Genomic DNA, 26,126 nt, shown 5'->3' on the forward strand with positions numbered 1-26,126 from the left:
ACCACGCGGGCATCGACTTCCAGTTCGGCTACGCCGGTGACATTTTCGACGTGGAGACGGTGCGGCTGTTCGCCGATCGCCTGCTGCTGGTGCTGGATGCCGTTGTTGCGGATCCGGACGTGGTCGTGCGCGCTATCGATATCCGTACTTCGACCGAGCGCGCGGGTCGATCGGCGGGGCGGACCTCGACGGAGGTCGGCTCGGACGCGCTGAGTCGTACCGCCGCACAGGTCGATCTACCGACCCTTGTCGTCGCGGCCGCGGCCGCAGCACCGGACGCGACCGCCTTCACCCACGGCGACAGCACCGTCAGCTTCGGCCGGCTCGCCGCCAAGATCACCACCGTCGCCAAGGCCATGGGCGCCGCCGCGAAACCGGAGACGCTGGTCAACGTCAGTCTCGCCGGATTGATCCCCGGCATCCTGGCCGCCCTCGGTGCCGCGGGTTTGGCCTCTGCCATCGCGGAGCTGCGTATCGCGGCCGAAGCGGCGATCGCGGATTCGTCTTTCGCACCGGCGCAGGTGGGCGCCGCCAACACCTCGGATGTCGACTCGGAAGGAAACTGCTGATGACTCACGCGGATTCGATCGCGGCCGGTTCGATCGGCATGGACGGCGCTGCGGGTGAGCTGGTGGCGCTGCGGCGCGCCCACGGTATCGACGATCTGCCCGGACTCGTCCACATCGTCGCCGAGATCGACCCGGAGCGCACGGCCATCGCACACGATGGGGTGACCGTCGGCTATGCGGAGTTGGCCGCCGAACTGTCGGCGCTGGACGAGGCCATGGGCGGTGCGCTCGGGGCGGGCGAACTGTTGCCGATCGTGGTGTCCGGCCGGTTCCCCGCCCTGCTGGAATCCGCGGAAAGCGCCCTCGGTGACCTGCTCGAACAGCTGCTCACCGACGCCGTCATCACCGCAGCGCCGGTGCTGACGCCCCTCGCACCCGCCGAGACACTGATCAGGCTGTTCGAGGAGCAGGTGCGGCGCACCCCGGACGCCGTCGCCCTGGAATTCGAGGGCACCACCCTCACCTACGCCGAGTTCAGCGCCCGCGTCGACGCACTGGCCCGCCGCCTGCGCGATCTCGGCGTCGGCCCGGATGCGCTGGTCGGGCTCGCGCTGCGCCGTTCGCTGGAACTGCTGATCGGCATGTACGCGACGTTGAAGGCCGGCGGTGGGTATGTGCCGATCGATCCGGACCATCCGGCCGAGCGCATCGCCTACGTCCTCGACGTGGCGCGACCGGTGGTTGTGCTCAGCACTGCCGCCGACCGGGCTGTGCTCGATCCGGCCGTGCACGTGCTGGGGATCGACGGCATCGGATCACGGTCCGACGACTGTGCCGCTGCGATCTCGGTGGGCGACTTGGCGAATGGTCCCGCCGCACACGTCAACGGCGAACCCGAATCCGGCACCGGATGGCCCGCTGTTTCTCCTGACAACATCGCCTATGTCATCTTCACCTCCGGCTCCACCGGCAGGCCAAAGGGTGTCGCGGTGTCGCATCGGGCGATCGTGGCGAACCTGCGGTGGCGGCAGCGGCTGTACCGATTGGGCGCCGATGATGTGGTGTTGCAGAAGACGCCGTTCACCTTCGATGTGTCGGTGTGGGAGTTCTTCTGGCCGTTGCAGGTGGGTGCCCGGCTGGTGATCGCGCGACCGGAGGGGCATCGGGATCCGGCGTATCTGGCGCGGGTGATCACCGAGTCCGGTGTCACGGTCACACATTTCGTGCCGTCGATGCTCGCGGTGTTCGTGGCCGAGCCGGCCGTGGCACGCTCGATCGACAGTGTGCGGCTGGTTTTCGCCTCCGGTGAAGCACTGCCCGCGGCGACCGCCGCCGCGTTCCGCGATATCAGCGGCGCCACCCTGCACAACTTGTACGGGCCCACCGAGGCAGCGGTCGATGTCACCGCACATGAGGTCACCGCCGCCGATCGGGACTGTGTGCCGATCGGTGCCGCGGCCGACGACACCGACCTGCTGGTGCTCGACGACAACCTGCGGCCCGTTCCGACCGGTGTGGTTGGCGAGTTGTATCTCGCCGGCGTGCAGCTGGCCCGCGGCTACCTGTCCCGCGCCGGCCTGACCGCCGACCGTTTCGTCGCCAACCCCGAGGGCGCCCCCGGCGACCGCATGTACCGCACCGGCGACCTGGTGCGTTGGGCCGCGGGCAGCGACGGCGGCCCGGACGAGCTGGAATACCTGGGCCGCATCGACTTCCAGGTGAAGCTGCGCGGTCTGCGCATCGAACTCGGTGAGATCGAGGCGGCGCTGCTGGATCAGGAAGAGGTGGCCCAAGCCGCGGCCGTGGTGCATCGCGGGGCAGCCGGTGATCAGCTCGTCGCGTACGTGGTTGCCAGTGGCGGCAGGGGCGCACACGCGGTCGGCGCGGAAGCGACGGTGGCCCCGGGTGGCTCGGCACGAACCGAGGACACGAGCCGGCCCACCCCGCTCGACCCCACCGCGCTGCTCGACGCGGTCCGCAAGCGGCTCCCGGACTACATGGTCCCCGCCGAGCTCATCGTGCTCGACGAGATGCCGCTGAGCCCGAACGGCAAGTTGGATCGTCGCGCCCTGCCGGAGCCCGACTCCGACACAGCCACCACCGAATACCGCGAACCGGCCACCGAATCCGAACGTGCCGTGGCCGCGATCTTCGCCGACCTGCTCGCCCACGACCGCATCGGTGCCGACGACAACTTCTTCGCCCGCGGCGGCAACTCGCTCGTCGCCACCCGTGCCCTCGCCCGCATCGGTACGGCGCTCGACATCAGCGTCGACGTGCGCGATTTCTTCGACAACCCGACGCCTGCGGGCCTGGCTGCCCTCGCGCGGATGGATGCCGTGGCCACCGATCGAGCCGGGAACGCCGGTCGGTCGGCTCCGGCGCCGTGGCTGAGCTCCGTTGAGCCACGCCCCGACCGCATCCCGCTGTCCCCGGCTCAGCGCCGCATGTGGCTCCTCAACCGCTTCAGTATCGAGTCCGGCGGTGCGACCGCTGGGGTCGACAACATCCCGGTGGCACTGCGGCTGCGCGGTGAGCTGGATATCGCGGCGCTCTCGGCGGCCGTCACCGATCTGCTCGGGCGCCATGAGGTTCTGCGCACCGTGTACCCACGGCACGAGGACGGGCCCGTCCAGGAGGTGTGCCCGGCAGCGGCTTTCGAGCTGGCGGCCGAGCCGGTGGCCGATGTCGCGGCAGCGGTTCGTGAAGCAGCAGGCACCGGATTCGATGTGGCCGAGGAGGTCCCGGTCCGAATCCGGCTCCTGCGAGCCACCACCGACGACCACACGCTGGTGCTGGTTGTGCACCATATCGCCGCCGACGGCGTATCCATGGGCCCGCTGATGCGCGATCTGATCACCGCCTATACGGCCCGCCGCGACGGCCACGCACCGGGGTGGGCGCCGCTGGCCGTGCAATACGCCGATTACGCGCTGTGGCAGCAGCGGATGCTCGGTGACGAAGCCGATCCGCAGTCCGCGGCTGCCCGGCAGATCGACTTCTGGGCCTCCGAACTGGCCGAACTGCCCGCGCAGCTCGATCTCCCCGCGGATCGCCCGCGCCCCGCGCAGGCCACCTACCGTGGCGCGGTACACGAATTCGGTATCGACGCCGAGCTGCGTGCCGCCATCGATCGCGTCGCGACCGAGACAAGATCCACGCCGTTCATGGTGCTGCACGCCGCGCTCGCGGCCCTGTCGGCCCGGCTGTCGGGCACCACCGATATCGCCATCGGCACCCCGGTCGCGGGGCGTGGTGCGGCCGCGCTGGACGACCTGGTCGGCATGTTCGTCAATACGCTGGTGCTGCGCACCGACGTGTCCGCCGACGCCACGTTCGCCGATCTCGTCGCCCAGGTCCGTGACCGTGACCTGCGTGCCTTCGCCCACGACGATATTCCGTTCGAGCGGCTGGTCGAGGTGCTCAACCCGGCCCGCTCCCAGGCCCGTCACCCGCTGTTCCAGGTCGCGCTGTTCATGCAGAACCTCGGCCCGGTGGCGCTCGAGCTGCCCGGGCTGTCCGCGGAGCCGGTCGACTTCGGCGCCGAGTTCGCGAAGTTCGACCTGCAACTGACCATCTCCGATGCCGCCGACGGCTATCGCGCCGAATTCACTTACGCCACGGATCTGTTCGACGCGCCGACGGTGCGCGAGTTCGGCGCGAAGTTCTCGCGTCTGCTCCGCGCGGCCGTCACCGAACCGATCACCGCGGTCGGCGATATCGAACTACTCGACGCCGGTGAGCTGGATTACGTCACCGCGAGCTGGAATGCCAGCGGCCACCGGGTGGCCGATCGGTTTCTGCACGAGGGTTTCGACGGCCAGGTCCGCCGCACCCCGCGCGCGGTGGCGCTGGTGGCCGAGAACCCGATACCGGTCGAACTGACCTATACCGAGCTGTCCGAGCGCGTCAACCGACTGGCCCGGTTCCTCATCAAGACCGGTGTCGGTCCGGAATCGCTGGTGGTGCTTGCGATGCCGCGTTCGGTCGAACTGGTCGTCGCCATGTACGCGGTGTCGCGGGCAGGCGGCGCGTATGTGCCGGTGGATCCCTCGCATCCGGTCGAGCGCATCGGGCACATCCTCGAGACGGCGCGGCCGCACTGTGTCTTGAGCACGCGGGCAGCGGGTTTCGCCGCCGCCACCGAGGCGCCGGTGCATCTGCTGGACGCGGTGGACCTATCGGAGCTGTCGACGGCCGCGATCGCGGACGCGGAGCGCCGCACACCGCTACATCCCGACCATCCCGCATACGTGATCTTCACCTCCGGGTCCACCGGCAAACCCAAGGGCGTCGCGGTCACGCATCGTGCCATCGCCAACCAGCTGGCGTGGATGGAACACGAATACCGCCCCCGCACCGGCGATATCTACCTCCAGAAGACCGCGACCACCTTCGATGTCTCGTTGTGGGGCTATTTTCTGCCGTTGCGCACCGGCGCCACGCTGCTGCTGGCCGCCCCCGACGGCCATCGCGATCCGCGCTATATCGCCGAGACGATCGTCCGCCACGGTGTTACCCTGACCGACTTCGTACCGTCCATGCTGACGGTGTTCGCCGCGCACGCGCGGCGCGAGGAACTGGATACGCTGCGCGATGTCTTCGTCATCGGTGAGGCGCTGCCGCCGGAGACGGTGGCCGCGTTCCACGCGGTCAGCGACGCCGGACTGCACAACCTCTACGGCCCGACCGAGGCTGCGGTGTCGATCACCTACCGCGAGGTCACCGAGGCGGACGCCCCGCTGGTGCCGATCGGTGAACCGGAGTGGAATTCGCAGGTCTACGTGCTGGATTCGCGGCTGCGTCCGGTGCCGATCGGGGTTCCGGGTGAGCTGTACCTGGCCGGTGACCAGCTGGCGCGTGGCTATCACCGGCGGGTGGATCTCACCTCGGATCGTTTCGTGGCCAATCCGTTCGGCCTCGACGGTGAGCGCATGTACCGGACCGGTGACCTGGTGCGCTGGACCGCCGACGGCGAGCTCCTCTACCTGGGCCGCGCGGATTTCCAGGTGAAGTTCCGCGGCCAACGCATCGAACTGGCCGAGATCGAGACGGCGCTGCTGGCCGATCCCAGGGTGAGCCAGGCCGCGGCACGGTTGATCACCGGGGCGGACGGCGATTTCCTTGCGGGCTATGTCATCCGGGCGGTCGGCGCCGAACTGGATGTCGACGAGCTGAGAGAATCCTTGTCCCAGCGGCTTCCGGCCTACATGGTGCCGACCGCGGTGATCGAGCTGACCGAGTTCCCGCTCAATACCAGCGGCAAGCTGGACCGCAAGGCCCTGCCAGTGCCGACCCTGCGCACTGCTCGCTTCCGCGCCCCCGTCGACGCCGACCAACGCCTTGTCGCCGATGTTTTCGCGGAGGTCCTGCGGCTGCACCGGGTCGGGCTCGACGACGACTTCTTCGCCCTCGGCGGCAGCTCCCTCGACGCCACCCAGGTCACCGCGCGGACAGGGGCGGTGGCAGGCATCCGCGTTCCGGTGCGCGCCCTGTTCGACGCGCCGACCGTCGCGGGATTCGCCGCTGCCGTCGGCGAACTGCGCGCCGAGGCCACACCGCGACCGTCGCTGACCCGCCGCGAGCGCCCCGCTCTGATCCCGCTCGCACCCGCCCAGCAGCGGTTGTGGTTCCTGAACCGGCTGGAAAGCGAGGACACCGACGCGACGTCCACTGGCGTCTACAACCTGCCCGTGGTGTTGCGGCTGACCGGAACACTTGACCCGCGAGCTATGGAACGGGCCGTGCTCGACGTGCTGATCAGGCACGAGACGCTACGCACGCTCTACCCGGACACCGAATCGGGCCCGTACCAGTCGATCCTCGCCGCCGATGCGATCGGGCTCGGGCTGAACCCGGTTCGGGTGCGGGCCCGCGACATCGATACCACGGTGGCCGCCATCGCAGGCGGCGGATTCGAGGTGACCAGCGAGCTGCCCGCCCGGATCGCCCTGCTCGCCGTCGACGGCACGGACGAGCACCTGCTGGTATTCGTGGTCCATCACATCGCCGCCGACGCGCTATCGCTGACGCCGCTGGTCACCGACCTGATCACCGCCTACCTCGCCCGCACCGCAGGCACCGAACCAGAGCTGCCGGAGCTTCCGGTGCAGTACGCCGACTACAGCCTGTGGCAGCGCGAACTACTCGGTTCCGCGGACCGCCCCGGCGATCTGGCCAACCAGCAGATCAGGTTCTGGCATGCGGTGCTCGACGGGATCCCCGCCGACCTCACCCTGCCGACCGACCGGCCGCGTCCGGCGCGGACGTCCCAGCGCGGTGCCGTCGTCGAATTCACCGTCGCGCCCGAGGTATCCGATGGCCTGCGTGAGCTGGCGCGACGCGGTGGTGCCTCGCTGTTCATGGTCGTGCACGCGGCCTTCGCGGCGACGCTGGCGCGGATGAGCGCCACCACCGATATCGTCGTCGGCACTGCCGTCGGTGGTCGTGGCGAGCGTGCGCTGGACGGGCTCATCGGCATGTTCGTCAATACCGTGGCGCTGCGCAGCGAGGTGCGGCCCGACTCCACCTTCGCTGAACTGCTCGGCACTGTTCGCGATGCCGATCTGGCCGCCTTCGCCAACGCGGAGCTTCCGTTCGAGCAGCTGGTGGACACCATGGCCGTGGACCGCACGACCGGCGCGCATCCGCTGTTTCAGGTGATGCTGAGCTTCGGCGAACAGCGTGGCCTGCCGGCGCTGGATATTCCGGGCTTGCGCGTCGAGCCGGTGGATATCGCTGACGAGACCGTCAAATTCGACCTGCACCTGGTGGTCGGTGACCCCGGTGATGCCGCACTCACCGGCAGCCTGCGCTACGCCACCGACCTGTTCGACGCCACCACCATCGAGTCGCTGACCACGCGGTTCCTGCGGGTTCTTGCGGCTGTCAGCAGTGATCCGGACGTACCGGTCGGTGAGATCGAGCTGCTCGACGCGGCCGAACGCAGCACAGTGGTGCACCACTGGAACGACACGGCCCACCCGCTCGCCTCCGACGAGACCCTCGCCGGCCTGTTCGCGGAGCAGGCCGCCCGCACACCGGACGCGCCAGCGGTCACCTTCGACGGACCCGCACTCGCCCATCAAACATCCCTTGACCACCCGTCGCCCGGCCGCCACCCCGCACCGAGTCGCTCCGCGACGCTCTCCTATGGCGACCTCGCCGCACGGGTGAACCGCCTCGCGCGACGGCTGATCGACCTCGGTGTCGGCCCGGAAACGCTGGTCGCGCTGGGTATGCGCCGCTCGATCGACCTGGTCATCGGCATGTACGCGGTGACCGTGGCCGGCGGTGGCTATGTCCCGCTGGACCCGGATCATCCGGCCGACCGCACTGCCCACATCCTCGACACCGCAAGACCGATCTGCGTTCTCACCTCGGGCGTGGACCTGGATCTGCCGGTGCCGCAGATCCGGATCGACCACCTCGATCTCGCGGCGTACTCGCCCGCCCCGGTGACCGATGCCGATCGCCGCGCCCCGCTGCGGGCGTCGAACACCGCCTATGTGCTGTTCACCTCCGGCTCCACCGGCCGCCCCAAGGGTGTGGCGATGAGCCACGGCGGCATCGTCAACCGGCTGCGCTGGATGCAGTCGGCCTACGTCGCACTCGACGGCACCGACGCACTGCTGCAGAAGACACCCGCCACGTTCGATGTCTCGGTGCCGGAGTTCTTCTGGCCGTTGCAGGTCGGTGCGCGGCTGGTCATCGCGAAGCCGGACGGGCATCGCGACCCGGCCTATCTGGCCGACCTCATGCGGCGCGAAGCGATCACGGCCGCGCACTTCGTGCCGTCGATGCTGGCGGCGTTCGTCGCCGAAGAATCCATCGACGTCCCGAGACTGCGCCACATCTTCTGCTCCGGCGAGGCCCTGCCCGCTGCCGTTGCCCACCGAGCTCGCGCGCTCACCGGCGCCCGTGTGCACAACATGTACGGACCTACCGAAACCGCCGTCGAGATCACCGCACATGAGGTGCGCGATACCGATGACACGGTGCTGCCGATCGGTGGACCGGTGTGGAACAGCCAGGCCTATGTTCTCGACACCCGGCTGCGGCCGGTGCCGGCGGGTGTTCCCGGCGAGTTGTATCTGGCGGGCGCCCAGCTCGCGCACGGCTACCTGGGGCGGCCCGATCTGACCGGCGACCGGTTCGTCGCCAATCCCTTCGGTGCACCTGGTGCCCGCATGTACCGCACCGGTGATCTCGTCGCATGGAACACCGACGGTGAACTGAACTTCCGCGGCCGCACCGATTTCCAGGTGAAGGTGCGCGGTCTGCGCATCGAGCTGGGCGAGATCGAGGCGGCGCTGCTGGCGCTGTCGACCGTGGCGCAGGCCGTCGTCCTGGTGCGTGACGATCACGGCACCGGTGCCCAGCTGGTCGCCTATCTGGTGCCCGACGGCGCTGTGGACGTCGACGGAGTGCGCGCCGAACTGGCCCGCGTACTGCCGGGATACATGATCCCCACCGGGTTCGTCGTGCTCGACGCCTTCCCGGTGAACGCCTCCGGCAAGCTGGACCGCAAGGCCCTCCCCGCGCCGGTGTTCGCGCCGATCGAATTCCTTGCACCCGAAGGCACCACGGAAACCCTTGTCGCCGACGTCTTCACCGCGCTGCTCGGTGTGGATCAGGTCGGTGCCTGCGACGACTTCTTCGCCCTCGGCGGCAACTCGCTCATCGCCACCCAGCTCGCCTCCCGTCTCGCCAAGGCGACCGGTGCACAGGTGCCGGTGCGCACGGTGTTCGACGCGCCGACCGTCCGTGAGCTGGCCGGCCGGATCGGGGGAGCGGTAGCGGATTCGGCGCTGCCGCCGCTGATCGCACAGGACCGCACCGCACCGATCCCGCTGTCCATCGCCCAGCAGCGCATGTGGTTCCTCAACCGTTTCGATGCCGCGAGCGCGGGTTACAACATCCCGTTCGCTCTACGTCTGACCGGGCCGTTGAACGTCGCCGCACTCACCGCGGCGATCGAGGACGTTATCGCCCGCCACGAAACCTTGCGCACGGTCTATCCCGAACACGACGGCGTCGCCTCGCAACTCGTGCTTCCCGCCGGGTCGCAGCCGGTGCACCTCGAGCCGCTGCTGGTTACCGCCACCGAACTTCCGGGCCTGGTGGCCACGGCCGCCCAGTCGGGCTTCGACGTCACCAGTGACGTGCCGGTCCGCATCGAGCTGCTGCGTGTGGCCGATGATGCTCCCCGCGCGCAACTCGCCCCGGCGACCTCCACCGGCTCCGCTACCGACACCTTCCTCGGCGAGCAGACCCATGTGCTCTTGTTCGTCGTCCACCACATTGCCGCCGACGGCTGGTCGTTCGCCCCGCTGACCCGAGACCTCGCCGCCGCCTACCTGGCGCGCTCCTCCGGTTCCGCACCGGCGTTCGCACCGCTCCCACTGCAGTACGCCGACTTCGCCCTCTGGCAGCGCACCGCACTCGGTGACGCCGCAGACCCGAGTTCCCGGCTGGCGCGGCAGCTCGCCTACTGGACCGAGCAGCTGTCCGGCCTCCCCGACGTCCTCACCCTCCCCTCGGACCGCCCACGTCCGGCGATTGCCACCAACCGCGGCGGCGCGCTCACCGGCCACCTCGATGCCGAGCTACACCAGCGCATCCAGGAATTCGCCACCGAACACCGCGCGACACCGTTCATGGTGTTGCACGCCGCACTCGCGGTACTGCTGGCGCGTCTCGGTGGCACCGACGACATTGCGATCGGTACGCCGGTCGCCGGTCGCGGTGACGAGGCACTCGACGAGCTGGTCGGTATGTTCGTCAATACCCTGGTGCTGCGGACCCGGGTGCGCCCCGACGCCACACTGGCCGAGCTGGTCGAGCAGGCCAGAGCAGTGGACCTGGCCGCTTTCGACCACTCCGCTGTGCCGTTCGAGCAGCTGGTCGACGCGGTGAATCCGGTGCGTTCGCAGGCCCACGCACCGCTGTATCAGGTGGCGTTGACCTTGCAGAACCAGTCCAAGCCGGACTTCCGGCTCGACCGCCTCGGTATCTCCGCGCTCGAGGTCGGCGCGGCGCCGATCCAGCTCGACCTGGACTGGACGCTGACCGACCGATACACCACCGACGGTGCGGCCGACGGCATCGACGTTCACCTGCACTACGCCCTCGACCTGTTCGACGCCGATACCCCCGCCCGCTTCCTCACCGCATTCGAGCAGGTATTGCGCGCCCTGGTCGAGCATCCGGATGCGCTCGTCGGCGAGATCGAAGTGATGTCGTCGGCCGAGCGCGCTCTGCTGCTGTCGGAATGCAATGACACACACCGGCGGGTGCCCGTCGAAACACTGGACGACCTGCTCACCGCCCGCGTCGCCGCGACCCCGGACGCCATCGCGGTGGGTTTCGAGGGCTCCGTGCTGACGTATGCCGAGCTGGCGTCGAAGGCGAACCGCCTGGCCCGCAAGCTCATCGCCGAGGGCGCGGGACCGGAGACGATCGTCGGGCTCGGTGCCCTGCGTTCGATCGACATGCTCGTCGCCATGTACGCGATCGTGCGTGCGGGCGCCGCCTACGTACCGATCGATCCCGAACACCCCGCCGATCGCATCGCACAGGTGGTCGAGGGCGCGGCGCCGCTGCTCGTGGTGCAGACCGGCGGTGCCCAGCTGCCGGAACTCACTGTGCCCGTGCTCGATTACCCGAACATCGACCTGTCCGGATACGACGATTCACCGGTGACCGACGCCGAGCGCACACATCCGCTGCGCCCGGACAACGCCGCCTACGTGCTGTTCACCTCCGGCTCCACCGGCCGCCCCAAGGGCGTGTCCGTCTCGCACCGCGCGATCACCAATCAGCTGCGCTGGCTGGAGGCCAGGTACGAGGTCACCGATCGGGACCGGCTGTTGCAGCGCGCCCCGCTCACCTTCGACGTCTCGGTGTGGGAGTGCTTCCTGCCGGTGACGGTCGGCGCGCCGCTCATCATGGCGCGGCCGAGCGGGCATCTCGACCTCGAATATCTGGCCGGCCTGCTGCGCGAGCACCAGGTCACCTTCGCCGAATTCGTGCCCTCGGTGCTTGCGGCGCTGGTCGGTGAGGGCATGGGCGACACACTCGGTTCCCTGCGTCATCTGCACTGTGGCGGTGAAGCATTGACCCCGGACCTGCTCGCCGCGCTGCGCGACGGGTTTCCCGGTACCGTGCACAACTCCTACGGACCCACCGAGGCCGCCATCTCAGCGGTATTCCACGAGTTCACCGATCCGGCCTCGGAATCGGACCGGGATGTGGCGATCGGGCGTCCGTGCTGGAATACCCGCGCCTACGTGCTGGACGCGCGGCTGCGTCCGGTACCGATCGGTGTCACCGGTGAGCTCTACCTCGCGGGTGAGCAGTTGGCCCGTGGCTACCAGGGTCGGGCGGCGCTCACCGCGGAACGATTCGTCGCCGATCCGTTCGGTGCGTCCGGCCGGTTGATGTACCGCACCGGCGACCTGGTGCGCTGGAACCGCCACGGCGATCTGGTGTATCTGGGCCGCAATGATTTCCAGGTGAAGCTGCGCGGTCAGCGGATCGAGCTCGGCGAGATCGAGGCGGCGCTCACGTCGGTGGCTGGGGTGAACAACGCGGCTGTCGTCGCGGCTCGTGACAGCGCGGGGCAGGACTGTCTGCTCGGCTATGTCAGCGGTGAATCGCTTTCTGTCGAAGCCGTACTCGATGACGTGCGTGGGCGGCTTCCGGCGTACATGGTGCCCGCACATCTGATGGTGCTGGACGAGATGCCGTTGACCACGGCAGGCAAGCTCGACCGCAAGTCGCTGCCGGCCGTCGAGGTCGCCGGCACCGGCGCCGCCTTCCGTGCTCCGCGCGAAGGTGCGGAATCGGTGCTGGCCGCGCTGATCACCGACCTGATCGGCACCGCCACACCACTCGGCGCCGACGACGACTTCTTCGTCCGCGGCGGTAACTCGCTGCTGGCCATGCGTCTGGTCGCGCGCGCCAATGCGGCGTTGGGCTCGGCATTGACGGTGCGTGAGGTATTCGAGGCGCCGACCGTCGCCGGACTCGCGGTGCGTGTCGCGACGGGGACCGCCGCTGACCGCCCCGCTCTCGTGGCCGGCCCGCGACCGGCCCGTATCCCGTTGTCGCTGGCACAGACCCGGATGTGGCTGCTCAACCGCATCGATCCGGATTCGGCGGTCTACAACATCCCGATCACCATCCGGTTGACCGGCGAGCTGGACGTGCCCGCACTGCGCGCCGCCTTGCGGGACGTGGTGCATCGCCACGAATCGCTGCGGACGGTCTTCCCCGCAGACGCCGATGGTCCCACCCAGGTGGTGCTCGCCGCGCTCCCCGCCGGTGAACTGGAGCTGCGTCCCGTCGATGCCCCCGAAGCGGATCTGACCGCCTCGGTGATCGCCTCCGTCTCCGGTGGTTTCGACTTGCGCACCCGCATCCCGGTGCGCGCGACGCTGTTGCGCGTCGCTCCGGACGACCATGTCCTCGCCGTCGTCGTGCATCACATCGCCGCGGACGGCGTGTCGACCGCACCGCTGGCCCGCGACCTGATGACGGCCTACACCGCCCGCACCGCGGGCACCGGCCCCGACTGGTCGCCACTGCCGGTGCAGTACGCCGACTTCACGCTCTGGCAGCACGCCGCACTCGGTTCGGCCGACAATCCGGATTCGGTACTTGCCGGGCAGATCGCGCACTGGCGCAACGAGCTCGCCGGCCTGGCGCCGGTGCTGGAGCTGCCCGCCGATCGACCCCGGCCCGCGGTGGCCTCGGGCCGAGGAGCCACGGTGGAGTTCGGTATCGGCGCCGATCTCGCAGGACGGATCGCCGACCTTGCCAAGGCACATGGTGTGTCGTCGTTCATGGTCGTGCACGCCGCCTACGCCACGCTGCTCGGCCGTCTGGCGGGTGTCGACGACATCGCCATCGGTACGCCGGTGGCGGGCCGGGCCGAGGAAGCGCTGGATGAGCTGGTCGGCATGTTCGTCAACACACTGGTGCTGCGGACCAGGGTGGATGCCGACCGGTCCTTCACCGACCTGCTCGCCGCCGTGCGTGCGGCCGATGTGCGTGCCTTCGCGAACGCCGAACTGCCCTTCGAGCGTCTGGTGGAGGAGTTGGATCCGGTCCGCTCCCAGGCGCATTCTCCGATCGTGCAGGCCCTGCTGACCTTCGAGCACCGTGACGACACCACTGTGCGGCTGCCCGGTCTCGAGGTCGCCGGATATCCCATCGACAACCAGGTCGCCCAGTTCGACCTCGCGCTCGAGCTCAGCGAACAGGCCGATGCGGACGCGACCGTCCTGCGCGGTGTGCTGCGCTACGCCACCGACCTGTTCGACCAGAGCACGGCGCAGGGGTTCGCGGCCCGCTTCGTGCGGGTGCTGGAGGCTGTCGTAGCTGCGCCGGAACTGCCGGTCGGTGATATCGACTTGCTCGATGACGCCGAACGGGCCACCCTCGAACGCTGGAACGACACCGCACACGCGGTCGACCCGACGGCCACCCTGATCTCCCTGTTCGAGGCCCAGGCCGCCCGCACCCCGGACGCCACCGCCGTCACCTTCGAGGGGGCAAGTCTCTCGTACGCCGAGTTCTCGGCCCGAGTCCACCGACTGGCCCGCTGGCTGGTGGACCAGGGCGTCGGCGCGGAATCGGTCGTCGCGTTGGGTATGCGCCGGTCAATCGACCTGGTCACCGCCATGTACGCGGTGGTCGCCGCGGGTGCCGCCTACCTGCCGTTGGACCCGGACCATCCCGCCGAACGCACCGAATACGTGCTCACCACCGCGCGCCCGGTATGCGTACTCACCTCCGGCGTCGATCTGGACGCGGGCGCCGCTCGTCAGGTCCGAATCGATCGGCTCGACCTGTCCGGCTACCGGTCGCATCCGCTGACGTCCGCCGACCGGATCGGCGCCATCACCCCCGGCAACACCGCCTACATCATCTTCACCTCCGGCTCCACCGGCCGACCCAAGGGTGTCGCGGTCCCACACCACGCCATTGTCAACCGGCTGGTGTGGATGCAGGACGAATACGCGCTGACCACGGGGGACGCCGTGGTGCAGAAGACTCCCGCGACCTTCGACGTCTCGGTCTGGGAGTTCTTCTGGCCGCTCCAGATCGGCGCCCGTCTCGTGATCGCGCGCCCCGACGGTCACCGCGACGCTGGGTATCTGGCGCGCCTGATCCGCGACGAGCGGATCACCGTCGCGCATTTCGTACCGTCGATGCTCGCGGTGTTCGTCGACGCGCAGGTGGCCGACACGACGGCGCTGCGATTGCTGTTCGCCTCGGGTGAAGCCTTGCCCGCCGCCACCGCCCAACGCGCCCGCGAGCTGACCGGCGCGCAGGTGCACAACCTCTACGGTCCCACCGAAGCCGCCGTCGACGTCACCTTCCACGAGGTCACCGACGACGATCAGGTATCCGTGCCGATCGGCCGTCCGGTTGTCAATACCGGTCTGCTTGTGCTGGATTCGCGGATGCGTCACGTCCTGCCGGGGGTGGCGGGTGAGCTGTATCTGAGTGGATCCCAGCTGGCCTCCGGATATGTGGCACGGCCGGAGCTCACCGCCGAGCGCTTCGTGGCGAATCCGTTCGGCGCGCCCGGCGAGCGGATGTACCGCACCGGCGATCTGGTGCGCCGGCGTGCCGACGGCGAGGTGGAGTACTTGGGCCGCACCGACTTCCAGGTGAAGGTGCGTGGCCTGCGAATCGAGCTGGGGGAGATCGAAACGGCGCTGACGGGACTGGATTCGGTCAGCCGCGCGGTGGTCGTGGTGCGATCGGATGAGCGGCTGGGCGACCAGTTGGTGGCCTATCTGGTGCCCGCAGGCAGTGTCGATGTCGATGCGGTCCGCGAAGAACTCGCCGCCGAACTCCCCGCCTATATGGTGCCCGCCGCGTTCGTCACCCTCGACGACCTGCCGCTCAATTCCTCCGGCAAGCTCGATCGCAACGCCCTGCCCGCACCGTCTTTCACCGCGGCCCCCTTCCGCGCCCCCGCCGCAGGCATCGAAGAGACCGTCGCCGCGATCGTCGGCGAGCTTCTCGGTGCCGATCGGATCGGCGCCGACGACGACTTCTTCGCCCTCGGCGGCAATTCGCTCATCGCCACCAGGGTAGCGGCCCGGCTGGGTGCCGAACTGGACGCCGAGATCCCGGTGCGGTTGCTGTTCGAAGCACCGACGGTGGCCGGGCTCGCGGCCCGCGTCGCCCGGTTGCGCGGCAGCGGCGGCAGGGCCGCACTGACCCGCAGGCCGCGGCCGGAGACGCTGCCGCTCTCGCCTGCACAGCAGCGCATGTGGTTCCTCAACCGGTTCGATCCCGAGGAGACGGTCAACAACATCCCGGTAGCGATCCGTCTGACCGGCAGCCTCGATATCGATGCGCTGACCGCCGCCGTCGCCGACGTGGTCGGCAGGCACGAAACCCTGCGCACCGTCTATCCGGATAACGACGGTGTCGGCAGCCAGCGCGTGCTCGAACCGGCGCAGGTGCCCGCGATCGCAGCGCTCGATGCCGAGCGGGTCGCCGAAGCGATCGCCGAATTCGTCGGCACACCCTTCGATGTGACGAGCGCGGTCCCGGTGCGGATCGGCCTGGCCCGGCTCGCCGGACACGAACACGTCCTCGTCCTGGTGGTGCACCACATCGCCGCCGACGGCTTCTCCATGGGCCCGCTGGCCCGCGATATCGCGATCGCCTACGCCGCCCGTGCTGCCGGCGCCGCGCCGGGGTGGGCCGAGCTTCCGGTGCAGTACGCCGATTACGCACTGTGGCAGCGCGAAACGCTGGGCGCCGAGGACGATCCGGCGGCACCGGCCGCTGCCCAGCTGGCCTATTGGCAGCAGACCTTGCGTGGCCTGCCCGCCCAGCTCGACCTGCCCGCCGACCGCCCCCGCCCCGCCGTCGCCTCTCATGCGGGTGCGAGCGTCTCGATCGCCATGAGCGACGACCTCCGCGCACGGATCGCGGCCCTGGCCGCCGGCACCGACACCACCCCGTTCATGGTGGTGCACGCCGCGTTCGCGGTGCTGCTCGCTCGCCTGTCCGGCACCACCGACATCGCGATCGGCGCACCCGTCGCCGGACGCGGTGACGCCGCACTGGACGACGTGGTCGGCATGTTCGTCAATACCGTGGTGCTGCGCACCGAGGTCGACGCCGCCACCGGCTTCGCCGAGCTGCTGCACCGGGTCCGCGACCGCGACCTGGATGCCTTCGCCTACGCGGACCTGCCGTTCGAGCGGCTGGTCGAGGTAGTCGATCCGCCGCGCTCGCAGGCCAGGCATCCGCTGTTCCAGGTCGCGCTGTTCTTCCAGAACCTGGAGCCGGTGCGGCTCGAGCTCGACGGTCTCACCATCACCGAATACGACGGGCCCGGCTATGAAACCACCCGCTTCGATCTGCAGCTGACCGTCAGCGACGAACAGCTTCGATTCGGTTACGCCACAGATCTTTTCGACACCGACACGGTCATCGGTTTCGGTACCCGGTTCTTGCGCCTGCTGGCCGAGGTGACCGCGGAGCCGAACCGTCCGGTCGGCGATATCGACCTGTTCGCGTCCGGGGAACGCCACCGGGTGCTCACCGAATGGAACGATTCGGCGCACACCGCCTACGTTCCGGAACTGCTGCTCGACGAATTCGAGGCGCAGGCCACCGCGACACCCGAAGAGCCCGCGCTCGTCTACGTCCCCGACGACGGTTCGGCCACCGTCACCCTCGGCTACGGCGACCTCGACCGGCGCGCCAACCAGCTGGCCCGTCACCTCATCGACCTCGGGGTCGGGCCGGAATCGCTGGTGGCGCTGTCGATTCGCCGATCCGTTGACCTCGTGGTCGCCATGTATGCGGTGCTGAAGGCTGGCGGCGCGTACGTGCCGATCGACCCCGACCATCCGGCCCAGCGCATTGCCCACATCCTCGACACCGCCCGGCCTGCCGCGCTGCTCACCACAGAACGTGACCAGATCGATTACCAGGGGCAGACGGTATTCGTCGATACCGTCGCGTTGACCCGCCGATCCGACGAGCCGATCGCCGCCGACGAACGCACCGCCGTCTTGCGGCCGCAGCATCCGGCCTATGTGATCTTCACGTCCGGTTCGACCGGAAAGCCCAAGGGCGTGACGGTGTCGCACGCCGCGATCGTCAACCAGATGAACTGGATGCAGGCCGAGTACCGGCTCGCCGGCGACGACGTGTACCTGCAGAAGACCGCGACCACCTTCGACGTGTCGCTGTGGGGCTACTTCCTGCCGCTGCGGGTGGGCGCGACGGTCGTGCTCGCCACCCCGGACGGACACCGCGATCCCGGCTACCTCGCCGAGGTGATCGGCGGATACGGCGTCACCGTCACCGATTTCGTGCCCTCCATGTTGAGCGTGTTCGCCGGGCATGTGGGCACGGCGGGACCGACCGGCGCCCTGCGGTCGTTGCGCACGGTGTTCGTCATCGGCGAGGCACTACCCGCCGAGACCGTACGGGCCTTCGGCGCGGTGAGCCGGGCTGCATTGCACAACCTCTACGGGCCAACCGAGGCCGCGGTCAGCATCACCTACCGCGAAGTCACCGGCGAGGTCGACCGCACCGTCATGCCGATCGGCAATCCCGAATGGAACAGCCGCGTCTATGTGCTGGACGGGCGGCTGAGGCCGACGTTGCCCGGCGTCGCGGGCGAACTGTATCTGGCGGGCACGCAGCTGGCGCGCGGCTATCACGGACGTGCGGCCATCACCGCCGACCGGTTCGTCGCGAACCCGTTCGGCGAACCCGGCGAGCGGATGTACCGCACCGGTGATCTGGTGCGCTGGGAGCACACCGCGTCCGGCGCGGAACTCGTGTACCTGGGCCGCACCGATTTCCAGGTGAAGTTCCGTGGTCAGCGCATCGAGCTCGGCGAAATCGAAGCGGTGCTCGCGGCCGCACCGGGTGTGGCACAGGCCGCGGCTCGGGTCGCCGACGAGCATCTGGTCGGTTATGTCATCACCCAGCCGGGTGCCGTCGTCCGCGACACCGAGCTGCTGCGTGCCGCGGCGGCCGCACTCCCGTCGTACATGCTGCCGTCGACGGTCATGGTGCTTGACTCCTTCCCGCTCAATTCGTCCGGAAAGCTGGACCGCTCCGCCCTGCCCGACCCGGTATTCGACCGTGTCGCCTATCGCGCCCCGGTGACTCCGGCCGAACGGCTGGTCGCCGAGGCTTTCGAGAGTGTGCTCGGTTCCGGCCCGGTCGGCGTCGACGACGGCTTCTTCGACCTCGGCGGCAACTCGCTCACCGCCACCCGCGTGCTGGCCCGGCTGGGTGAGCGGCTCGGCCGACGGGTGCCGGTGCGGCTGCTGTTCGAAGCGCCAACCGTGCACGGGCTGGCCGCGCGACTAGGCGATGCCGGTGAGCAGGTGATCGCACTGGTCGCGGGCCAACGTCCGGAACGGATTCCGCTGGCGCCGGTGCAGCGCGGCATGTGGTTCCTCAACCGGCTCGACCCCGCGTCGGCGGCGCACAACATTCCCGTGGCGGTGCGTATCCGCGGCGAACTCGACACCGACGCCCTGGTTGCCGCGTTCGATGACGTGATCGCCCGGCACGAGGTGTTGCGGACGATCTACCCCGTCGATAGCACCGGCACCGGTCATCAGATCGTGCTTCCGGGTGAGTCCGCGCGGGTCCGGCTCGCGGTCGAGTCGCTCACCGGATCGGTCGAGGACCGGATCGACGCGTTCATCGGCACGGGATTCGACGTCACCACCGAGGTCCCGGTTCGCGCGGTGCTGCTGCGTGAACACGACCGCAGTCATGTGCTCGTCGCGGTCGTACACCACATCGCCGCCGACGGCTACTCCATGAACCCGCTGCTGCGAGATCTGCTGGCGGCCTACCTGTCCCGGGTCCTCGGTAGTACACCGATGTGGCCACAACTGCGGGCCCAGTATGCCGATTACGCCTTGTGGCAGCACACCGCTGTGGACTCTGTGGCGGCCGAGCAGCTCGCCTACTGGGCCGACACTCTGCGGGACCTCCCCGAAGAACTGGCCTTGCCGATGGATCGGCCGCGTCCTGCCGTCGCCTCCAAGCAGGGACGCAGCATCCGGGCCCGCATCGGTGGTGGTGTGGGAGCCCGCGTGCGGGAGATCGCGGCTCGGCACAACGCCACCCCGTTCATGGTGCTGCACGCCGCACTGGCCGCGCTGCTGGCTCGGCTCTCCGGTGGTACCGATATCCCCATCGGCACACCGGTCGCAGGTCGCGGAGTCGCCGCGCTGGACGATCTGGTCGGCATGTTCGTCAACACCCTGGTGTTGCGCACCCAGCCCGAACTCGACCTCTCCTTCGCCGAACTCCTCGACCGGACCCGCGACGCCGATATCGCGGCCTTCGCCAACGCGACGGTGCCGTTCGACCAGGTGGTCGACGAACTCGGTGCCGAACGCTCGCAGGCCCGCCATCCGCTGTTCACGGTCGCACTCAACTACCTGAACACCGGCGCCGACACATACGCCGTGCCCGGCTTGGACCTGACGCCGGTGCCGTTCGACGAGCCGGTGGCGCGGTTCGATCTCCAGTTCACCGTCGCCGCCGAACTCGACGACGACGGTCACCTCGGCATCGAACTCGACTACGCCACCGACCTGTTCGACCGCTCCACCGCGGCGGGCCTCCTGCGACGATTCGGCCGCCTGCTCGCGACGCTCACCGCCGAACCCGACCGGCCGATCGGCGCCGCTGATCTGCTCGCACCCATCGAACGTGCGGAACTGCTTGCACGTCGCGGTGCCGCACCCGTGCCGCCGTGCACCCTCGCCCAGCTCATCGCGAGCGCCGTCGCCGCCGATCCCGACGCCATTGCCGTCGCCGCCGGTGACCGGGAGCTGACCTATCGCGCGATGGACGAGCAGTCCTCGCGGCTTGCCCGCCTGCTCATCGGAGCAGGCATCGGCGCAGAGGACGTGGTGGCGGTCGCCATTCCGCGGTCCGCGGAATCAATGCTCGCAGTGTGGGCGGTGGCCAAGACCGGTGCCGCCTTCGTTCCGGTCGACCCGACCTACCCGGCCGAACGCATCACCCACATGCTGGCGGACTCCGGTGCCGCCCTCGGGCTCACTACCGCCTCCTCGCGTGCCGCGCTCCCCGACGGCGCCGAGTGGCTGGTGGTGGATGCACCCGCCACCGCCACCCGGCTGTGGCACACCAGCGCCGCGCCGATCGCCGCCACCGAACTGGTGCGCCGGATACGAATCGCCAACCCGGCCTGGATGATCTATACCTCCGGTTCCACCGGTGTGCCCAAGGGCGTCGTCGCGACGCATGCCGGGATCGCCGGTGTCGCGGTCGCGCAACGTGATCGGTATCAAGTCGGCCCGGACTCGCGCGTCCTGCACGTCGCCTCACCGAGCTTCGACGCCTCCATGCTGGAGCTGTTGCTCGCGCTCGCCGCGGGCGCGACGCTGGTCATCGCTCCGGCCGGGGTGTACGGCGGCAGCGAGCTGACCGCACTCATCCGGGACAAGCGGGTGAGCCACGCCTTCCTCACCCCGGCCGTCCTGCACACGCTCGACCCCGAGGAAGTGGACTGCCTCATCCGGCTCACGGTCGGTGGCGAATCGTTCGGCCCGGAGGTGGTGCGCCGCTGGTCTCGCGGACAACGGCACTTCCACAACACCTACGGCCCGACCGAAACCACCATCATCACCACGATCAGCGCACCCATGCGTCCCGGCGACCCGTTCGATATGGGTAGGCCGATCCACGGCATGTCGGCTGTCGTACTCGATGAGCGGTTACAGCCGGTGCCCGTCGGTGTCACCGGTGAGCTGTACCTGCGCGGCCACGGCCTTGCTCGCGGCTACCACGCGCGGGCAGCGCTGACCGCGCAGCGGTTCGTCGCCGATCCGTACGGTGCGGCAGGTGGACGGCTGTACCGCACCGGCGACCTGGTGCGCTGGACAACTTCCGGCGCGATCCAGTACGTCGGCCGCTCCGACCAGCAGGTGAAGGTGCGTGGCCTGCGCATCGAACTCGGTGAGATCGATGCCGTGCTTGCCGCCCATCCCAGCGTGGAATACGCGGTGACCGTCGGCCATACCAGCGCCGGGGCCACCGCCCTGGTGTCCTATGTCGTCGCCGCACCCGGCCACACCATCGACACCGCCGCGCTCATCGCACACGCTGCCAGGTCCCTGACCGCCTACATGGTGCCGAGCGCCATCATGGTCCTCGATGAGCTGCCGCTGACGCCGGTGGGCAAGCTGGATCGGAAAGCGCTGCCGAAGCCCGAGATCCGCACGGCGGCATTCCGTGCTCCGAATACCGCGACGGAACGGACTGTCGCGGCGGTCGTCGCCGCGGTCCTCGGCTCGGCAGACGCAACTGATGGCGCAGCCTCGCCCGAGGACATGGGCGCCGGTTCATCCGCTGTGATCGGCCTGGACGACGACTTCTTCGCGCTCGGCGGAAATTCGCTCACAGCAACGCAGTTGGCCGCCCGGCTCGGCGGCGCGCTCGGAACCTCGGTCGGCGTGCGGACAGTATTCGAGCACCCGACCGTCGCCGCGCTCGCCGCTGCACTCGACGCGACGCGGGACACCGGAGAACCCGCACGTCCAGTGCTGGCCCGCCGCACCACCGACGACCCGGTCCCGCTCTCGCTCGCCCAGCAGCGCATGTGGTTCCTTAACCGCCTCGACCGCCAGTCCACGGCCTACAACATCCCGCTGGCCGTGCGCTTGACCGGCGACCTGGACGTGTTCGCCCTCAACGCCGCCATCACCGATGTGGTGCAGCGGCACGAGGTGCTGCGCACCGTATACCCGCAGCAGCAGGCGGGGCCGGTGCAGGTCGTGCTGCCGATCGACCAGGCGGGCACACCGGTGCTTGTGCCGATCGCGGTGACCGCCGACGATCTCACCGCCGCGGTCGCGAACTTTGTCGGCGACGGTTTCGACGTCACCGATACAGTGCCGATCCGCGCCAGGCTGCTGGCCCTCGGCCCGGCCGCGCATGTGCTCGTTGTGGTCGTGCACCACATCGCCGCGGACGGCTCCTCGCTGGCACCGCTGGCGCGCGATGTGATGGTCGCCTACGCGGCCCGCAAGCACGGCGCCGTGCCGGACTGGGCTCCGCTGCCAGTGCAGTACGCCGATTACAGCCGCTGGCAGCGGGAACTGCTCGGCAGTGAGGACGATCCAGCATCGCTGATCTCCCGTCAGCTCGATTTCTGGACGGATACGCTGGCCGGGCTACCCGCGCAGCTGGCACTACCGGCCGACCGGCCAAGGCCCGCGGTCGCGTCCACCCAGGGCAGGCATCTCGATGTCACCATCGACGCCGCGCTGCACGCCCGGCTCGCCGACCTCGGCCGTGACAGCGGCGCCACCCTGTTCATGGTCACGCATGCCGCGTTCGCGGTTCTGCTGGCGAGGCTGTCGGGGACTTCCGATATCGCGGTCGGCACGCCGGTCGCCGGGCGTGGGGAAGCCGCGCTCGACGAGGTCGTCGGCATGTTCGTCAACACCCTCGTGCTGCGCGCCGAGGTGGACGCGGGTGCGAGTTTCATCGAACTGCTCGACCGGGTGCGCGCCGCCGACGTCGCCGCTTTCGCCCATGCCGACGTCCCGTTCGAGCGGCTGGTGGAGGTACTCAACCCGGAACGCTCCACCGCGCGGCATCCGCTGTTCCAGGTCGGCTTCTCCTTCCACAACCAGGTCGAGGCCGATTTCGCGCTGGACGGATTGACGGTCACCGCCGCTGATTTCGACTCCGAGGTCTCGCAATTCGATCTGCACCTGGTGGTGACCGACCGCTACCACGCCGACGGAACCCCGGCCGGGATGGCGGCCACACTCACCTACGCCACGGCACTGTTCGACGAGTCGACCGTCGCCGGATTCGCGGGCCGATTGCACCGCCTGCTCGCGGCGATCTGCGCGACCCCGCAGGCGCCGGTCGGTGATCTCCCGCTGCTCGATCCGGCCGAATCCGAACGCGTCCTGCGCGTCTGGAACCAGGCCGAGCACGAGTTCGCCCCCGCGTTGCTGACCACCGCTTTCGAATCGCAGGCGGCGCGCACTCCCGGTGCGATCGCGCTGCTCGCCGCCGATGCCGCTCTCACCTACGGCGAATTCGGTGCCAGGGTCAACCAGCTGGCGCGCGTGCTCATCCAGCATGGTGTCGGGCCGGAAACGCTGGTGGCGTTGGCGATTCCGCGCAGCGTCGATCTCCTGGTGGCCATGTACGCCGTGGTCACGGCGGGCGGCGCGTACGTCCCGCTGGATCCGGCGCATCCACTGGACCGCACCGCCGCGGTGCTCTCGGCGGCCTCGCCTTCGCTGGTGCTGACCTCGGCTCGCGCGCCGATGGTGTTGCCGGGGGAGCTCGAGCCGCCGGTGCTGGATATTCGGACCGCCGGCGTCGCGGCGGCCGCGTCCGGACCGGTGTACGCGCATGAGCGTCGGGGCTCGCTCGCTCCGTCGAACACGGCGTACGTCATCTTCACCTCCGGTTCCACCGGCATACCAAAGGGCGTTGCTGTCCCGCACGTCGCGGTTTCGCACCAGCTGGACTGGATGCAGGCCGAATACGGTCTCGCTGTAGGTGATTCGGTCCTGCAACTGACCTCGGCCGCATTCGATCTGTCGATCTGGGAACTGTGGTGGGCCACCCGCACCGGCGCCCGCATCGTGCTGGCACAGCCGGATGCCCACCGCGACCCGAACCGGCTGCTCGGCCTCATCGACCACACCTCGATCACCACGGTGACACTCGTGCCGTCGCTGCTGGCCATGCTGGCCGAGGCGGCAGGCGAGCGGCAGCTGCCCGCGTCATTGCGCAGGCTTCTGGTGATCGGTGAGGCGCTGCCCGCCGCGACCCTGGCACGGATCACGGCGAAGACCACCGCGCGGGTCGACAACCTCTACGGTCCCACCGAGGCGGCCGTGTCGGTGACCAGGTTCCGCACCGAACGCGGTTCCCGGCAGCCGGTCGTGCCCATCGGCGCACCGGAATCCGGCACCCAGGTGTATGTGCTGGACGACCGGATGCACCCGGTCCCCGCCGGGGTGACCGGCGAACTGTATCTCGGCGGCGCTCAGCTGGCCCGCGGCTACCACGGCCGCCCGGACCTCACCGCCGAACGGTTCGTCGCCGACCCGTTCGGCGCACTCGGCGCCCGCCTCTACCGCACCGGCGACATGGTGCGCTGGAACACCGACGGCGACCTCGAATATGTGGAGCGCCGCGACTTCCAGGTCAAGATCGGTGGCTACCGCATCGAGCTCGCCGACATCGAGCACGCGCTGCGCTCCCGGCCCGAGGTCGCGGACGCATTCGTTATCGCGCACCGCACCGGTGGTGAGAACGCCATGCTGGCGGGTTATTTCACCACCGTCGAGCCACTCACCGAAGGTGACCTGCGTGCGGCTTTGTCGGAGCTACTGCCCAACTACATGGTTCCGCCGGTGCTGATGCGGTTGGCCGAACTGCCGCTGACGGCCAATGGGAAGGTTGATCGCAACGCGCTGCCACGGCCGGAGATCGCCACCCGCGAATTCCGTGCCCCCGTTACCGAGTTGGAGCGCACGATATGCGCGGTCTTCGCCACCGTGCTCGGGGTCGCTCAGCCGGCGCGTATCGGGCTCGACGACAATTTCTTCGAACGCGGCGGCAATTCGCTACTCGCCACCAGGCTCGCCGCACAGCTCGGCCATGCACTGAGCGAACAGATTCCGGTGGTGTGGTTGTTCTCCGCACCGACGCCCGCGGGCCTGGTCGCCCAGATCGAGCAGCACCGGGCCGGACGCGGCCGGATCGACGCCGACGCCGCCTTCGAGGTGCTGCTGCCTCTACGGGCGGGCGGCCCTCGCGAGCCGCTGTTCTGCGTGCACCCCGTCGGTGGCGTGGCCTGGTCGTTCGCCGGTCTCGCCGCCCATATCGAACCGGACCGTCCACTGTACGGACTCCAGTCGCCTGCGTTGAATTCCGATGAACCGCAGGCGGGTTCGATCGAGGAGTGGGCGCAGCGCTACGTTCGCGAGATCCGGGCCGTCCAGCCGGAGGGCCCGTATCACCTGCTCGGCTGGTCGCTCGGTGGTGTGCTCGCCCATGCGATCGCGGTGCTGTTGCAGGACCAGGGGCAGCACGTGGCCACCTTGGCGATGATGGACAGCCCCCTGACCATCGAGGCCGAGCTGTCCGCGCCGATACCGGTGGCGGAACTGCTCGGTGGGCTGCTCGGCGACCAGCCCGGCGCCGAACTCGCCCCGGACCAGCTGGCCGACCACCTTTCCCGGCTCCCGGAACCGTTCGCCTCCTTCGGCATCGACCGCCTCACTCGAATCCTGGACTCCGGCGCCGATTCGCTGCGCCTGATCACCCGCTATCACCCCCGCCCCTACAAGGGCGAGTTGCTGTACTTCACCGCCGCGTCCGACGACCCCACCGGTGCCACCGGTGCCGCCACCTGGTCCGACGCCGTCGACGGCACCGTGCACAACCACGCCGTCCAGACCACGCACTGGCGTATGACCACCGATGCCGCGCTCGCCCGCATCGGGCACGTCCTCACCAGCCGCTGGACCGGCCACGACCGCGCATGAACCACGCCCGCAACATCTAGAAAGGCACCAC

General features: G+C 69.3%; 2 protein-coding genes (1 of these 2 only partly in view). Both read left to right on the forward strand.

The genetic code is table 11. The annotated features are described in order from the left end of the window. A protein-coding gene (locus GV792_RS19485) for a non-ribosomal peptide synthase/polyketide synthase (RefSeq protein ID WP_163825588.1) crosses the window boundary here: on the forward strand, positions 1-569 show its 3' end. The gene continues 17,329 nt to the left of window position 1, outside the view; the window shows 569 of its 17,898 coding nt (coding positions 17,330-17,898); the start codon falls outside the window, past its left edge; its stop codon occupies positions 567-569. Further along, positions 569-26,095 (forward strand): non-ribosomal peptide synthetase, encoded by a 25,527-nt coding sequence (locus GV792_RS19490; RefSeq protein WP_163825589.1) that lies wholly within the window; start codon positions 569-571, stop codon positions 26,093-26,095. Before GV792_RS19485 ends, GV792_RS19490 begins: the two co-directional genes overlap by 1 nt. The last annotated feature ends 31 nt before the right edge of the window (positions 26,096-26,126 follow it).

The organism is Nocardia cyriacigeorgica, from assembly GCF_010868145.1.
In the GTDB taxonomy this organism is placed as follows: Bacteria; Actinomycetota; Actinomycetes; order Mycobacteriales; family Mycobacteriaceae; genus Nocardia; species Nocardia cyriacigeorgica_D.